This window comes from Cellulosimicrobium funkei (assembly GCF_001019615.1).
GTDB classification, from domain to species: domain Bacteria; phylum Actinomycetota; class Actinomycetes; order Actinomycetales; family Cellulomonadaceae; genus Cellulosimicrobium; species Cellulosimicrobium cellulans_E.
In genome coordinates, this window is record NZ_JNBQ01000001.1 from 153,101 (window position 1) to 167,180 (window position 14,080).

At 73.0% G+C, this 14,080-nt stretch carries 9 protein-coding genes; 4 read left to right on the top strand and 5 right to left on the bottom strand.

The features are described 5' to 3' along the window. The first annotated feature begins 294 nt into the window (after positions 1 to 294). Complete coding sequence (argS, locus tag FB00_RS00685) at positions 295 to 2,040, top strand: arginine--tRNA ligase (protein ID WP_047230916.1); 1,746 nt, start codon at positions 295 to 297, stop codon at positions 2,038 to 2,040. A gap of 189 nt (positions 2,041 to 2,229) precedes the next feature. Then, entirely contained in the window at positions 2,230 to 4,155 is a 1,926-nt protein-coding gene (locus tag FB00_RS00690) for a glucoamylase family protein (protein WP_156186243.1), read from the top strand. Positions 4,156 to 4,271: 116 nt separating this feature from the next. Here FB00_RS00690 and FB00_RS00695 read toward each other — a convergent pair whose 3' ends face one another. From FB00_RS00695 to FB00_RS00715, 5 genes are all read right to left on the bottom strand, one after another. After that, on the bottom strand, positions 4,272 to 5,288 hold the full coding sequence (locus FB00_RS00695; RefSeq protein ID WP_047230917.1) for a LacI family DNA-binding transcriptional regulator: 1,017 nt from the start codon (positions 5,286 to 5,288) through the stop codon (positions 4,272 to 4,274). Positions 5,289 to 5,449: 161 nt separating this feature from the next. Further along, the gene (locus tag FB00_RS00700; RefSeq protein WP_047230918.1) at positions 5,450 to 6,619 is read right to left on the bottom strand and encodes a glycoside hydrolase family 1 protein; all 1,170 of its coding nucleotides are present in this window, start codon (positions 6,617 to 6,619) and stop codon (positions 5,450 to 5,452) included. A 23-nt stretch (positions 6,620 to 6,642) separates the two neighbouring features. Further along, positions 6,643 to 7,536, bottom strand: coding sequence for a carbohydrate ABC transporter permease (locus FB00_RS00705; RefSeq protein WP_047230919.1), 894 nt, complete (start codon positions 7,534 to 7,536; stop codon positions 6,643 to 6,645). 1 nt (position 7,537) lies between these two features. After that, positions 7,538 to 8,461, bottom strand: a complete 924-nt coding sequence (locus FB00_RS00710) for a carbohydrate ABC transporter permease (RefSeq protein ID WP_047230920.1) — start codon at positions 8,459 to 8,461, stop codon at positions 7,538 to 7,540. Between the two features lie 15 nt (positions 8,462 to 8,476). Continuing rightward, the gene (locus tag FB00_RS00715) at positions 8,477 to 9,766 is read right to left on the bottom strand and encodes an extracellular solute-binding protein (RefSeq protein ID WP_047230921.1); all 1,290 of its coding nucleotides are present in this window, start codon (positions 9,764 to 9,766) and stop codon (positions 8,477 to 8,479) included. Positions 9,767 to 9,907: 141 nt separating this feature from the next. On the opposite strand from FB00_RS00715, the gene FB00_RS00720 reads away from it, so the two are divergent. Both FB00_RS00720 and FB00_RS00725 read left to right on the top strand, forming a co-directional pair. Continuing rightward, positions 9,908 to 10,651: a TetR/AcrR family transcriptional regulator gene (locus tag FB00_RS00720; protein WP_082140827.1), complete on the top strand. Its 744-nt coding sequence runs from the start codon at positions 9,908 to 9,910 to the stop codon at positions 10,649 to 10,651. After that, entirely contained in the window at positions 10,648 to 14,076 is a 3,429-nt protein-coding gene (locus tag FB00_RS00725) for a GH36-type glycosyl hydrolase domain-containing protein (RefSeq protein ID WP_047230922.1), read from the top strand. Before FB00_RS00720 ends, FB00_RS00725 begins: the two co-directional genes overlap by 4 nt. Positions 14,077 to 14,080 lie beyond the last annotated feature (4 nt).

Consider the following 14,080-nt stretch of genomic DNA (forward strand, 5'->3'; position numbering starts at 1 on the left):
GGCAGGGGCGCTCCCATCTCGTGATGATGGCAGAACGGCTGAACGCCGGAGGTGTCGCGCAGTCTCGCACGGCTGATGCGGGCGCTGCGATACGGCTCGGATCCGCCTGCATCCAGGCGGTGCAAGTATGCGCGTCTGAGCAGTTCGATTCGTGACGCCGGGTGCCCCGTGAGCGCGAGCCGGTGGAGCGATGAGGCCCCGGTCTTTCGTCCACCCAGCCGTCCCAGACAAAAGCGTTGGTGCGGCTTCGTAGGCTGAGGCGCTCAAAGACACGTTCTGGGGGGTGAGGGGCTCATGGCCGACGTCGTCGCGATCTCCGTACAGGTGGAGGCGGCGGTTCGTGCCGCCCTGGCTGAGGTGCTCCCGGTCGAGCTGGCCGGCGTGGACCCGGTGGTCCGCCGGTCCGCGCGGGCGGACTTCCAGGCGGACGGTGCGCTCGCCGTCGCGTCGAGGCTGGGTCGCCCGCCGCGCGATGTCGCCATGGAGGTCGTCCGCCAGATCAGTCGGCAGGCCGACGCGTTTCCTGTCGAGGTGTCGGGGCCGGGTTTCGTCAACGTCACGGTGCCGGACGGCGCGGTGTGGGCCGCGGTGGCCCAGCGCCTCGCGGACCCGCGGCTCGGCGTCGGGAAGTCCCGGAGCGACGAGCGGGTGGTCGTGGACTACTCGGGGCCGAACGTCGCCAAGGAGATGCACGTCGGTCACCTGCGGTCGTCGGTCATCGGCGACGCGCTCGTGCGGGTGCTGGGCCACCTGGGAGCCGAGGTGGTGCGGCAGAACCACGTCGGCGACTGGGGCACGCAGTTCGGGATGCTCATCCAGTACCTCGACGAGCATCCCGAGGCGGCGTGGCAGGGCCAAGGAGCCGCGACGATGTCGGCGCTCGACGCCCTGTACCGGGCGGCCCGCGCGGCGTTCGAGGCGGACCCCGGCTTCGCCGACCGGTCGCGCGCCCGCGTCGTCGCGCTCCAGTCGGGCGACGAGCCCACGCTGGCTGTCTGGCGCGCGCTGGTCCAGGAGTCGGAGGAGGCGTTCGCGCGGGTCTACGCCCGCCTGGGCCTCCTGCTGGACGCCGGGGACCTCGACGGCGAGTCCCGCTACAACGTCGCGCTCCCCGGGATCGTGGCCGAGCTGCTCGCCGCGGGCATCGCCGTCGAGTCCGAGGGCGCCGTGGTGACCTTCATCGACGGCGTGGACGACCCCGACGGCGACCCGGTCCCGCTCATCGTGCGCAAGAAGGACGGCGGCTACGGCTACGCCGCGACAGACCTCGCGACGCTGCGCCTGCGCGTCGAGCACTACCGGGCCGACCGCATCCTCTACGTCGTGGACGCGCGCCAGGCGCTGCACTTCCGGATGGTGTTCGACACCGCCCGGCGTGCCGGCTGGCTCCCCGACACGGTATCCGCGGAGCACGTCCCGTTCGGCACCGTCCTCGGCGCGGACGGGAAGCCGTTCAAGACCCGCTCCGGCGCGACCGTCCGCCTCACCGACCTGCTCGACGACGCGGAGGCGGCCGCCCGCGCCGTGCTGCGGGAGAAGGGCGACGACTTCACCCCGGCCGAGCGGGACGCTGTCGTGCACGCGGCCGCGACGGCGGCGGTCAAGTACGCCGACCTCTCCACCACGCGGACCCGGGACTACGTCTTCGACGTCGACCAGATGGTTGCCTCGTCGGGGAACACGGGCGTGTACCTCCAGTACGCGCACGCGCGCGTGCGGTCCATCCTGCGCAAGGCGGGGGAGAAGGCGCAGGGCGTCGACGACGCCGCGCCCGCTCACCCCGCCGAGAAGGACCTGGGCCTGACGCTCGACGCGTTCGAGGCGACCCTGCGCGACGTCGCGGCGACCCTGGAGCCGCACCGGCTGTGCGGGTACCTCTACGACGTCGCCACCGCGTTCACGCGGTTCTACGAGCTCTGTCCCGTCCTGAAGGCCGAGGGCGCCGCGCGCGGCAACCGCCTCGCGCTGTGCACGCTCACGAGCCGCACCCTGGCGACTGGCCTCGACCTCCTCGGGATCGCCGCGCCCGAGCGTCTCTGACCGCCCCGGCGCGACGACAGCGCGCGCCCCAGCGCGCGTCGTCCAGGCGCGTCGTCCCACGGGTCGCGCGAGGCCTCGCTGCCCGTGTCGTGACCCGTTGACCTGCTCCGGCACCCGGGCTACCCTCTGCGCCCCCGTTCGGAAAGTTGCGCCCGAAATTTCGGGGGTCACGACACGAAGGAGTGCCTGATGGATGCATCGACCACGCCCCACCGGAGCGATCCGCCCCGCCGGCGGGGAGCCGCGCTCGTCGCGGGCGGACTCGTCGGCGGGCTGGCCCTCGCGGCCGGTCTCGCCGCCCCCGCTGCGGCGGAGAGCGTCCCGGCGGCGAGCGTCCCCGCGAAGGCGGAGCCCGGCGTCGGGCCGTCCGGTCTGACCGGCGCGCAGCGCGCGACGCTGGAGACCTACCTCGAGGACACGTACACCTCGCTGGTCGCCATGACGGACGAGGAGACCGGCCTGCCCGCGGACAACATCGAGGGCGACCTGGACCCGGCGTCGAGCAGCGCGTACACGTCGCCGACGAACATCGGTGGCTGGCTCTGGTCCACGGTCGTCGCGCGCGACCTCGGCCTGGTGGACGACGCCGAGGCGCACGACCGCCTCGCGACGACGCTCGGAACGCTCGCCTCGCTCGACCGGCACGACGCGAGCGGCATGTTCTACAACTGGTACGACCCGGCGACGGGCGACCGGGTCGAGACGTGGCCGGACAGCGGCGATGTCGTCCACCAGTTCCTCAGCTCGGTGGACAACGGCTGGCTGGCCGCGGGCCTGCGAGTCGTCGCGGAGGCGGAGCCGAGCCTCGCCGAGGAGGCTCGCGCGATCTACGACGACATGCACTTCGGTGCGTTCTACAACCCGGAGGCGCGCCCCGACCTGGGCGTCGGGCTGCTGCGCGGCGGGTTCTGGGACGAGGAGCCGCCCGGCTGCTCGGTTGCCGGCGACTACCTCGGCACGGGCACGGACGTGTTCTACACGTGCCACCACTACGACACGACGGTCTCGGAGACGCGCATCGCGACCTACCTCGGCATCGCGGAGGGCGAGGTGCCCCCGGAGGCGTACTACGCGAGCTACCGGACCTTCCCGGACACGTGCGACTGGTCCTGGCAGGAGCAGAAGCCGATCGGCGAGACGCGCGAGTACCTCGGCGTCCCGGTCTTCGAGGGCGCGTACCGGTACCGCGACCTCGCGGTCGTGCCGGGCTGGGGCGGCTCGATGTTCGAGGCGCTCATGCCGGACATGCTGGTGCCCGAGGCGGAGTGGGGCCCGACGTCGTGGGGCGTCAACCACCCGCTCGTCGTCCGCGCGCACAAGGAGCACGGGCTCGACGAGGCCGGGTACGGGGCCTGGGGCTTCTCGCCCGCGAGCAACCCCTTCGGCGGGTACGCGGAGTACGGCGTCGACGCGATCGGGCTGCGCTCGGACGGCTACCTGTCCGACGGCGAAACCGACGTCGACCTCGGGTTCGAGGGCTGCCGCGAGGCGACCAACCCTGCGCCGGAGTTCGGCGACGGCGTCGTGACGCCGCACGCGTCGTTCCTCGGCCTCGCGTACGACACGGACGGCGTGCTCGACAACCTGGCCCACCTGGCCGACGACCTCGGCGCCTACGGGCCGGGCGGTTTCTACGACTCCGTCGCCGTGCGGTCGGGCACGGTCGCCGAGCGCTACCTGTCGCTCGACCAGGCGATGATCGTCGCCGCGATCGGCAACGTCCTCGACGACTCGCGCCTCAAGGACTACTTCGTCGACGACGAGCTCGAGCAGCGCCTGCGGCCGCTCATGGAGGCGGAGACGTTCTCGGCCACGGCCGACCTCACGCCCGGTGTGGGGGCCGACGTCCAGGTCCAGGCGCGCTGCGTGGGGCACCGCGCGGCCGTCGCGGTCCGGGCGACGAGCACGGGGGACGGTCGCGCGGACGTCACGCTCGCCACGCCCTACGGGACGCGGTCGTTCGGCGACGTCGTCCCGCACCGCAGCACCTACCAGTCGTTCGCGGCGCGCACGGCGGAGATCCCGTCCGGCACCGCGACGGTGACGGTCACGTCCGCGGACGGGTCGACGACCCAGGAGCTGTCCTACCGCTACCCGGGGATCTCCTGCGGCTGACCGGCTGACCGGCTGACCGGCACACGATGACGGGAGGGGCGCGGACCGTGCCTCTCCCGTCCGCCGCGCCCTGAGCGGCTCAGGTGCTCGGATGCTCAGGGACGCGTCAGGTCCCCTCACGAGCGCGGGGGAGCCGTGGACTCGCGGACGACGAGGCTCGTCGCGAGCTCGGTGCGCAGCGTGTGCCCGCTCGCGGTGCGCGCGCGGTGCACGAGCTCCACGGCCGAGGCGCCCATCTCGACGAGCGGCTGGCGGACGGTGGTGAGCGGCGGGTCGGTCCACGCCGCGACGGGCAGGTCGTCGAACCCGACGAGCGAGACGTCGCGCGGCACCGACAGCCCGGCCTCGCGCAGCGCCCGCAGCGCGCCGAGGGCCGTGTCGTCGCTGCATGCGAAGATCGCGGTCGGCGGCTCGTCGAGGGCGAGGAGCCGCTGGACCCCCTCATAGCCCGCGGGCACGCCGTACGTGCTCAGGCAGACCAGGTCGTCGTCGACGGGGACGCCCGCGCGGATCATCGCGGCGCGATAGCCGGCGAGCCGCGCGATCGCGTTGTCCTGCTCGGGAACGCCGGTGATCGTCGCGACGCGCCGGTGCCCCTGGGCGAGCAGGTGCGCCGTCGCCTCGAGCGCGCCCTGGTAGTTCGCGGCTCCGACGCTGAGGACGTCCTCGGGCGGGAGCCGGCGCGGGTCGACGACGACGAGCGGCACGCCCGCCTCGGCCAGCGTGGCACGCGCCTCGGCGTCGGGCACGGCGACCACGCTCACGAGCCCGTCCGTGCCGCGGGCGAGCGCGTGCCGGACCCACGCGCCGCAGTCGTCGGGGTCCAGCTCCACCGACAGCACGACGTCGAGCCCTCGACGCCGTGCCTCGGCGACCGCGCCGCGCACGACCGCCTCGGACCACGGCCCCTCGAAGTCGACGATGCGGACGTCGACGAGGCCGGTCCGCTTCGCCGTGCGGGGCCGGATCTCGTAGCCGTGCCGGCGCAGGACGGCCGCGACGCGCTCGCGCGTCGTCGCCGCGACGTCGGGCCGCGCGTTGAGCACCTTCGACACCGTCGGGACGGAGACCCCGGCGTCGGCCGCGATGCGGGCCAGCGGGACCGACGACCGTCCGGGCGGCGACGCTGCCATCGGATCCCTCCTTCCGTGCTGTGGCCCGGCCGAGTTCCGGCCGGGGGTTCTCGACGCTCGGATCGTCGTGACGCCCCGGAACCAGTGCGGGGACGAGCCCCGGGGACGACGACGGCCCGGCCCGGGACCGAGAGGTCCGGACCGGGCCGTCGTGCGTGCGGTCAGTCGTCGAGCGAGACGGTGCCGCGCGCGACGCCGCCGAGCCAGCCGAGGCTCGGCTTGGGGGTGCGCTCGAACGTCTCCGGGTCCCACCCGACGAGCCCGAACGTCGGGGCGAACGAGCCCCACTCGTAGTTGTCGAGCAGCGACCAGTGCAGGTAGCCGAACAGCGGGAGGCCCGCCTCCATCTCGGCGTGCAGCGCGCGCAGGGCGTCGCGCGTGTAGTCGATGCGGCGTGCGTCGTCCGCCGTCGCGATGCCGTTCTCGGAGACGAGGACCGGCAGGCCGGTGATCTCGTGCCCGAGGCGCGCGGCCTCGGCGATGGCGGCCGGGTAGTACTCCCACCCGGTGAGCGTCTTCTCGGAGTCCTCCGGGGCGGGCAGTGGGCCGTCCACCGTGATGCGCGTGCGCGTGTAGGCCTGGACGGCGATGAAGTCGTCGCCCTTCGCGGCTTCCAGGAAGACCGTCTCGCGCGGGTAGGCGTACTCGCGCAGGACCTCCTCGGCGCCCGGGTCGGCGAAGAACTGCTGGGGCGCGACCGGCCATCCGACGGGCACCCCGACGGTCCGGACGAGCTCGACGGCCCGGCGGTGCGCGGCGATGAGGTGCTCGGTCGCGACCGGGTCGGGCGCGTGCATCGTGCCGGCCTGGAGCTGCTCGGCGCCCTTGGCGGCCGTGATCATCATCGCGAGGATGTTCGGCTCGTTGATGGTGAACACGTGCGACGCGCGGTCGAGCAGCGGCAGGACGTGCTCGACGTACCGCGCGAACCGCTCGACGGACCGCGGGTCGGTCCAGCCGCCGTCCTCCGCGAACCAGCGCGGCGACGTGAAGTGGTGCAGCGTGACGAGCGGCGTGACCCCGTGCTCGAGGCAGCAGTCGATCATGCGGCGGTAGTGGTCGACCTCGGCCCGCGAGAAGCGGCCCTCGGCCGGCTCGATGCGCGCCCACTCGATCGAGAACCGGTACGCGGTGAGCCCGGACTCGGCCAGCAGCCGGATGTCCTCGGCGTACCGGTGGTAGGAGTCGGCGGCGTCGCCCGACGGCTCGGCGAGGGTCGAGGCCGGGTCGACCTCGCGCGCCCACCAGTCGCTGTTGACGTTGTTGCCCTCGATCTGGTGGGCCGCCGTCGAGGCGCCCCAGAGGAAGGACTCGGGGAAGGTGATCGACACAGGCTCTCCTCGTCGGTCGCCGGTCACTTGATGCCGGTCATGGCGATGCCCTGCACGAAGTAGCGCTGCAGGAACAGGAACAGGATGAGGATCGGCGTCACGACGAGCACGGACCCGGCCATGAGCAGGCCGTAGTAGGTGCCGTTCGAGCCGACCGAGTACAGCGAGAGCGCGACCGGGAGGGTGTACATGTTCTCGGTCTGCGCGACGACCAGGGGCCAGAGGAAGTTGTTCCACGACCCGAGGAACGTGAGGATGCTCAGCGTCGCGAGCGGCGGCCCGCACTGGGGCAGCACGATCCGGAAGAAGACCCGGAACTCGCCCGCCCCGTCGATCCGGGCGGCCTCGATGAGCGCGTCCGGGATGCCGAGCATGAACTGCCGCATGAGGAACACGCCGAGCGGACCGGCGAGGAACGGCAGGATGAGCGCCGGGTAGGTGTTGACGAGCCCCATGTTGGACACGAGCACGAACATCGGCACGAGCGTGACGACGCCCGGGACCATGAGCGTGAGCATGACGAGCGCGAACAGCACCTTCTTGCCGGGGAACTGCATCTTCGCGAGGGCGTAGCCGACCATCGAGCAGAAGATGATGTTGCCGAGCACCACGACGACGGCGACGACGATCGAGTTGGTGAAGTACTGCCCGTAGTTGAGCTGGGAGAGCCACCGCTCGTAGTTGTCGAGCGTCGGGTTCTGCGGCCACCACGTGATGGGTCGCTGGAGGAGCTCGCCCTGCGTCTTGAAGCTGCCGAGGGCCATCCAGATGAACGGCATGAGGGTCAGGAGCAGCCCGACGACGAGCGCGGCGTACGTGGCGCCGCGCGACCAGCGGATCGGGCGCCGCGCCCGACGGCGGGGCGCGCCCTCCGGGGTCGACGTCGCGGGGGTGGTCCGCGAGGACGTGACGGTCATGTCAATCCTCCTTCGACCGCAGCAGGCGGAACTGGACGGCGGCCAGCGCGGCGATCAGCGCGAAGAGCACGTACGCGGCTGCGGAGGCGAACGCGTAGTTGCCGTACCCGAACTGGTTGTAGACGTAGTAGCTGATGGTCAGCGTCGAGTTGACCGGGCCGCCCTTGGTCATGACGAAGGGCTCCTCGAACACCTGGAGGAAGCCGACCGACAGCAGCACCGCGCCGAGCAGCAGCGTCGGGCGCATGAGCGGGACCGTGATGGAGCGGAAGCGCCGCCACGAGCCGGCGCCGTCGACCTCGGCGGCCTCGTAGACGTCGCGCGGGATCGCCTGGAGGCCGGCCAGGAAGATGATCATGAGCGTGCCCATGTTGCGCCAGGCCGCCATGACGATGATCGACGGCATCGCCGTCGCGCTGTCGTTGAGCCAGTCCGGGCCGTCGATGCCGACCCAGCCGAGCACGGTGTTGACGAGGCCGGAGTCCTGGAGGATGAACCGCCAGACGACCGCCACGGCGACGATCGACGTCACGACGGGCGTGTAGAAGCCGACGCGGAAGACGCTGCGGAACTTCTCGATGCCCGAGTTGAGCGCGACGGCGAGTGCGAGCCCGAGCACCATCGTCAGCGGGATGCCGACGAGGACGAAGTAGAAGGTGTTGAGCAGCGCCTTGCGGAACAGCTCGTCCTGGAAGACGCCGGTGAAGTTCTCGAGCCCGACGAAGTTCACCGCGAACGGTGTCTTGATGTCACGGATCGTGAGGTCCGAGAACGACATCCCGAACGACGCGAGCAGCGGCCCCAGCATGAAGACCGCGAAGACCGCGACGAACGGGAGAGCGAACAGCCAGGCGACGAGCGCTTGCCGTCGCCGGTGGACGGCGCCGGCCGTACGCCGGCGCCGTCCCTCGGTGGTGGTGGTCATGACTGACGGGCCCTGTTACCAGCCGAGCCCGAGCGTGTCGGCCTTGGCCTGGATCGCCTTGGCGGCGTCCTCGGACGTGACCTGACCGTTCGCGACCTTCTCGGCCTCGGTCTCGATCGTCGCGGAGAGCTCGTCCCAGCTCGGCACGGTCGGCGGGGCGATCGTGTTCTCGAGCTGCTCCTGGAGCACCTGGGTGCGGGGGTTGGACGTCAGCGGCTCGTAGTCCCACGCGGTGGTGAGGGCGGGGAGGTCGCTCGTGGCGTCGAACCAGGCCTGCTGCGTCTCGGGCTGGGCGAGCCAGCGCACGAGCTTCCAGGCGCCGTCGGCGTTCTTGGCCTCGGCGAACACGCCGAGGTGGGCGCCGCCGATGTAGGAGTCGTTGTTCGCGGAGCCCGCAGGCACCGGGACGGTGGCGACGTTCTGCTCGACCCAGTCCTCGCCCTGGAGGTCGGCGAGCACGTTGACCATCCACGGGCCGGAGATGAAGGCCGGGTCGGAGCCGTCGACGAACGCGCTGTTCTGCGAGTCGCCGTAGCCGGACAGCGGCGACAGGCCCTCGGTGAAGAAGGACGCGTAGTAGTCGAGCGCGTCGACCATCGCCTGGTTGTCGAGGTCGAACGCGTCGCCCGCCTCGTTGAGGACCGAGCCGCCGGCCTGCGAGTAGAACGGCAGGATGACCTGCGTGGAGTCCTCGGCGTCGCCCATCGGGAGCTGGAGGCCGTAGGTCGAGCCGTTGGCCTTCATCGCCTCGGCGAACGACGTGAGCTCCTCCCACGACGTGGGCGCCTCGACCCCGGCCGCCTTGGCCAGGTCGGAGCGGTAGTACAGGACGCGGGTCTCGACGTACCACGGCACGCCGTAGTCGACGCCGTCCGCGACGGTCGAGGCCGCGGCGCCCTCGACGAAGTCCGCGCTGTCGACGAGGCCGTCCGGGACGGGCGCGAGGCCGCCGGTGGCGACCATCGTCGGCATGAAGGACGAGCCGATCATGATCGCGTCGGGCACGGTGCCCGCGGCGACGGCGGTCTGGAACTTCGTCATGACGTCGGCCCACGGGATCGTGGTGACCTCGACGTTCGCGTCGGGGTTCTCCTCCGTGAAGCCCTGGACGAAGTCGGGCAGCTTCTCGCCCTCCTCACCCATCGCCCAGATCGTGATGTCGCCCTCCGCGGGCGAGTCGTCGACCGTCGTGGTGGACCCGGCGGCGCTCTCGCCACCCGTCGAGTCGTCGTCCGCGCGACCGCACGCGGTCAGGGCCAGGAGTCCGACGACGCCGATGGCGACCGCCTTGCGTCCGAGCTTCATGAGCAATCCTCCTCATCGAGCAGTCGGCTCGTCTGGTGTGAGCCGCTGTGGAAACTACCTTAGCGTGCGCTCGGTTAGTATTTTCAACCGGGGCGTCCAGGCCGTACCGTTGGCGCCGAGGGACTGGCGAAGGAGACGGTGATGAACGAGAGCGACTCCGCAGGTGGCGGCGCCACGACGGGGACGGCAGGGGGCGTGGCGAGCCGAGCGACGACGACGACCGCGACGCGCGGCACGACGGCGGCGGGGCTGCCCGACCGACGCATCGTCCGGGGCGAGCAGCGCCGTCGCGAGATCCTGCGCACGGCCGTCGAGGTGTTCGGCGAGCAGGGCTTCCGCGGCAGCTCGCTGCGCGAGATCGCGGCGCGCGTCGGCATCTCCGAGGCCGGGCTCCTGCACCACTTCGGCAGCAAGGCGGGCCTCCTGACCGCGACGCTCGAGGAGCGCGACCGGCGCGACCTCGTGCGGCGCACCGAGGACGAGGCCGCGGGCGCGGACCTCCTCACGACCATCCGCGACCAGGTCCGGCGCAACGCCGAGACGCCCGGTCTCGTCTCGCTCCACGTGGTGGTCGCCGCCGAGGCGACGGACGCCGCCCACCCGGCCCACGACGTCGTGCGCGACCGTTACCGCGCCCTGCGCCACCAGGACGACACGCGCTTCCAGGACGCCGTCGCGCGCGGCGAGCTGCGCCCCGAGGTCGACCCGCAGGCGATCGGCCAGCTCTTCTCCGCCGTCATGGACGGCCTCCAGCTCCAGTGGCTGCTGGACCCTGACAACGTCGACATGGTCGCCCTCTTCGACCAGTTCCTCGCGCTGCTGCGCCCCGAGGGCTCGGCCCCCGCAGCGCCCGCGCCCCGCACCACCGAGCAGGAGACCGCGTGACCCTCACCGCCAGCCCCGCAGGCACGACCACCCTCGAGGGCGCGACGCTCGCCTCGGGCGACCTGACCGTCGAGCTCACCGGCGGCGGCGACGTGCGCGCCGTCAGCACGGGCGGCCTGCTCGTCAACCAGTACCTGCCGGGCGAGCACGACCGTATGCCCGGTGGCGTCCTGCTGCGCGCGACCCGCGCGGACGGCACGGTCGAGGTCGCGCGGCTCACCGGCTCGGCGCCCGCGGTGACGTCGGTCGAGGTCGGCACCGACCGCGTCGTGTGGTCGGGCGAGGCGCTCGGGCTCGCCACGCGCGTCGCGCTGACGCTCGACGGGCGCACGCTCGTCTGGCGCGTCGACCTCACGGCGGGCGCGAGCACGCCGGCGGACGCGCGCTACGACGTCGTGCACGCGCAGGATCTCGCGCTCGCGCCGCCCGCGGCGGCGCTGTCGAGCGAGCCGTACGTGTGCCAGTACCTGCTGCACCGCGCGATGGAGCACCCCGACGCGGGCACCGTGCTCGTCAGCCGGCAGACCATGTCCGCCCAGCCGCGCCTCCCGCTCGCCGTGGCGTTCCTCGTCGAGGGCGCCGTCGCGCACCTCACGGACTCGCTCCAGGTCTTCACGCCCCGGTCGCGGCGCGACGGCGTCCCGCACGGTCTGCTCGGGACCGTGGACGCCGGGGTGCTCCAGTACGAGTACGCGATGCCGACCCTCGTGTCCCGCCCCCTCGACCTGTCGGGCGGGACGGCCCGCGTGCACGCGGTCACCGTCGTCGACCCCGACGCGCCCGGACCGCTCGCCGCGCACCTCGACGAGGTGGCCGGCTGGGCGGCAGCCGCGGTCACCGCCGCCGCCGACGAGCGCTCGACCACCCCGCTGCCGCGGAGCGCGTCCGTGCTGCGCGACGCCCCGCTCCTCGCGGGCGACGAGCTCGGCGAGGCCGACCTGCTCGCGGCGGTCGGGCTCGGCGCCGACGACGTGCTCCTGCCCGAGCGCGACGCCGACGGCACGCTCCTCTCGTTCTTCACCGCGGCGGGGACGCACGTCGTCGACACGCGCAAGGACACCGTCACCGAGCGCTCGCACGGGCACGTGCTCAAGGCGGGCGACGACGTGCTCCCGACGGACGACGTCCTCTCCACGACGGCGTTCGCGCCGGGCGTCTTCGCGTCGCACGTCGTGCTCGGCAACACGACGGCGAACCGCCTCGCGACCGTGCACCGGCACCACCTCAACCTGCTGCGCAGCAGCGGCCTGCGGGTCCTCGTCGACGACGGCCGCGGGCCCCGGCTGCTCGGGCTGCCCTCCGCGCTCGTCCTCGACGTCGGCGGCGTCCGCTGGGTCTACGTGACGGCGCTCGGCCGCGTCGACGTGCGGACCGTCGCGCACGACCGCGAGAACCGCATCGACGTGGACGTGCGCTGCGAGCGCCCCCTCCACGTCACCGCGACCCTCGAGCTCGACGACGAGGCCGGCGGCTGGGTCGTCGAGCACGTGGCCCCGACGTCGGACGCCGGCGAGGCCGTCGTCGTGCACCCCGTCCCGGGCGGCGACGTCGACGCGCACTACCCCGACCTGCGGTACGTCGTGGCGTCGAGCGCGCCCGTCGCGCTCGACTCCGAGAGCTCCGCGCGCGCCTCCACCGGGACCGCGCACCGCCTCACGAGCGCGAGCGACACCGGCGCGCTCCGGCTCGCGATCACCGGTTCGCTGGACGGTGCCGACGCCGCGCTCGCCCTCGCCGCGTCGACCCACGACCCGCTCGCCGACCTCGACGCGACGCTCGCGGGCCACCTCGCGACCGTCCGCGGGGTCGTGCGCGGCCTGCGGTTCGCGCCGCACGCGGCGCTCGAGACGCAGGAGCTCGACCTCCTCGTGCCCTGGTACGCGCACGACGCCCTGATCCACTTCCTCGTGCCGCACGGGCTCGAGCAGTACTCGGGCGCGGCGTGGGGCACGCGCGACGTGTGCCAGGGGCCGTTCGAGCTCGCGCTCGCGGGCGGACGGTACGACGTCGCGCGGGCGATCGTGCTGCGCGTCCTCGCCCACCAGCACACGTGGGGCGAGTTCCCGCAGTGGTTCATGTTCGACGCGTACGGCGAGCGCTACAACGACTCCTCGCACGGCGACGTCGTGGTGTGGCCGCTGTTCGCGCTCGCGCAGTACCTCGACGCGAGCGGCGACCTCGCGGTGCTCGACGAGCCGGTCCCGTTCTGGGACCACGCGCACCGGCGCCCCGCCGCGTCGGGGCCCGACGCCGCGGCGACCGTGCGCGACCACGTCGCGCGCCTGCTCGACCACCTCGACCGCGACCGCCTGCCCGGCACCGCCCTGCCCGCGTACGGCGAGGGCGACTGGGACGACACGCTCCAGCCCGCCGACCCGCGCATGCGCACGGACCTCGCGTCCACGTGGACGTCCGCGCTGCTCGTGCAGGCCGCCGAGCTGCTCGCCCGCACCACGTCCGGCAGCGACGACCACGCCGCCCTCTCGGCGCGCGCCGGGGCCCTGGCCGCCGAGGTGCGCGCCGACCTGCGCGAGCGCGCGCTCGTCGACGGCGTCATGGCCGGGTACGTGCGCCACGGCGCCGACGGCGACGAGCTCGTCATCCACCCGTCCGACACCGTGTCCGGGATGCGCTACCGCCTCATCCCCATGACGCAGTCGATCATCGCGGGCATCCTCACGCCGGAGGAGGCGGAGCAGCACGAGCGCCTCGTGGTCGAGCACCTCCACTTCCCCGACGGCGTGCGCCTGATGGACCACCCCGCCGCGTTCGACGAGGGGATCCCGCACACGTTCCTGCGGGCCGAGCAGGCGGCGAACGTCGGACGCGAGATCGGTCTCATGTACGTGCACGCGCACATCCGCTACGTCGAGGCCCTCGCGGCCCTCGGCCGCGGCCGCGCGCTCGACGAGCTGTTGCGCATCAGCCCCGTCGACCTGGGCCGCCGCCTCGCGCACGCCGCGCCGCGCCAGCGCAACGCGTACTTCTCGTCGAGCGACGCCGACTTCCCGGACCGCCAGAGCTTCGCGCGCGACTTCGACCGGCTGCGCGACGGGACCGTGGGCGTGCGCGGCGGCTGGCGCGTCTACTCCAGCGGGCCCGGCATCTACCTGCGTCAGCTCGTGCAGGGCGTGCTCGGGCTCACGGAGCAGCCGGGGACCCTCGTCGTCGACCCCGTGCTGCCCGCGACGGCGGACGGGCTCGCCGTCGACCTCGAGCTCGCCGGGCGGACGCGCCGCGTCGTCTACCGGGTCGCCGAGCCCGGCCAGGGCGTCCGGGTCCGCGCGGGATCCGACCTCGGCTCGCTCGTCGACGTCCCCACGACCCCGCGGGCGGGTGACTACCGCGAGCGCGGCGTCGTCGTCGCGACGGGCGACCTGGGTGACGCAGGGTTCGTCGAGGTCACGGTGCCCGCGGGGTCGTAGGACC

Bases quoted from the DNA above. Each gene is read 5' to 3' on its own strand.
- FB00_RS00695 (WP_047230917.1), bottom strand. From the start codon at position 5,288: ATGGCAGCGTCGCCGCCCGGACGGTCGTCGGTCCCGCTGGCCCGCATC.
- FB00_RS00690 (WP_156186243.1), top strand. From the start codon at position 2,230: ATGGATGCATCGACCACGCCCCACCGGAGCGATCCGCCCCGCCGGCGG.
- argS (WP_047230916.1), top strand. From the start codon at position 295: ATGGCCGACGTCGTCGCGATCTCCGTACAGGTGGAGGCGGCGGTTCGT.
- FB00_RS00715 (WP_047230921.1), bottom strand. From the start codon at position 9,766: ATGAAGCTCGGACGCAAGGCGGTCGCCATCGGCGTCGTCGGACTCCTG.
- FB00_RS00705 (WP_047230919.1), bottom strand. From the start codon at position 7,536: ATGACCGTCACGTCCTCGCGGACCACCCCCGCGACGTCGACCCCGGAG.
- FB00_RS00720 (WP_082140827.1), top strand. From the start codon at position 9,908: ATGAACGAGAGCGACTCCGCAGGTGGCGGCGCCACGACGGGGACGGCA.
- FB00_RS00710 (WP_047230920.1), bottom strand. From the start codon at position 8,461: ATGACCACCACCACCGAGGGACGGCGCCGGCGTACGGCCGGCGCCGTC.